1 protein-coding gene is annotated in these 1324 nt (G+C 38.1%); it reads left to right on the top strand.

What is annotated here, in order from left to right; genetic code table 11:
• Nucleotides 1–22 precede the first annotated feature (22 nt).
• Nucleotides 23–1306 carry an IS4 family transposase gene (locus LQ201_RS25620; RefSeq protein ID WP_371823076.1) on the top strand — a complete coding sequence of 428 codons (1284 nt, stop codon included), beginning with the start codon at nt 23–25 and terminating at the stop codon, nt 1304–1306.
• The last annotated feature ends 18 nt before the right edge of the window (nt 1307–1324 follow it).

The following is a 1324-nucleotide window of genomic DNA, read 5'->3' as shown; positions in this document are numbered from 1 at the left end:
TACATGAGTTTAATTTCCAGCAATATTTCCAAGGAGAAACATATCGTTTCTCCTAAAAAAAACATGTGATTTTATTCAAAAAAATCCGACCCCTGAGAAGTATATTACCAAAGCAAAGTTTTTCATCAGAAAGCGCTCACTTACCTTTCCTATCGTAGTTACCTCAATTTTGAATCTATTCAAGGAATCTGTTGAGTACAATATTTCAACTCTATTGCCCAAATTCAAAGTCAAAACAGTTACTGGGGCAGCTTTCTCACTGGCTCGTTATAAGGTCGAAATTTCATTTTTTAAGGATCTGAACAGCATACTTGTGGATTTTCATCAACGACACTATGTTAGACGTTGGAAAGGCTTTCAGTTGATCGCCGGCGATGGCTCAACGGTCTCGCTGCCTGCATCACCGGGTATAAAAAAACACTTTGGCGTTTATTCTGAAAATGAAAATGGTGCCAAAAGTTGTCTTGCCCAATTGTTTATGCTTTTTGACATCAACACAAAGACGGTATTGGCGAGTCGGATAAGCGAGATGAAGAACTCAGAGAGAACTCTTTTCAAGGATTGCCTAAACAACCTTGCCGTCAATAAGGCTATTTTTATCTTAGACAGGGGATTTGGTTACTTCAATATATTCAAGAGGCTTATCGAACAGAAAAGTGACTTTTGTATCAGGGTTAGCTCATCGAATTCTACCTTTGCCAAACAGGTAATGAATAATCCATCTGAGGATTTTATTACGGAGTGGCAACCAAGTTTAAGGGAAAAAAGGACCTGTGCCGAGCATGGGCAAGATTGCGAACCCATAAAAGTAAGAGTTTCGAAAATCAAACTAACAACAGGTGAGATCGAACTATTGATATCCTCACTTGAGCCTAAGAATATCAGCTTAGCAGATATTAACCAGCTTTATACGCTCAGATGGAGGATTGAAGAGGGTTTTAAAAAGCTCAAGCCCAAAATGAAACTCGAGCAGTTTGGTAGCCGTAAGCCAGAAGGCATAAACCAGGAATTTGAGGCCCATATTTTCATGATGAATCTCGTTGCTTTACTGGGGATTACCGCACAGGACAAGATTGAAAAAAACATGGATAAAAGAAGATACGGTTATATCTTCAACTGGCAAAATGCATTCAGATTTGTTAGGAACAGCCTAATTGAGTTAGTAATGGGATCAAAACTGAAAACAATAATTAAACAGCTAATAGAGCAAATTTCTAAAACTGTAGTTGCGGTAAAGCCAACAAGAAGCTTTCCCAGAATTAAAGTTCGGCAAAATAAAAGCAGGTTGCACCAAGCATATAAATAGCTTAACTTAATAGCATTG

The organism is Pedobacter sp. Bi126, from assembly GCF_918698245.1.
In the GTDB taxonomy this organism is placed as follows: Bacteria; Bacteroidota; Bacteroidia; order Sphingobacteriales; family Sphingobacteriaceae; genus Pedobacter.
This window is presented reverse-complemented; position numbering and strand designations above follow the sequence as displayed.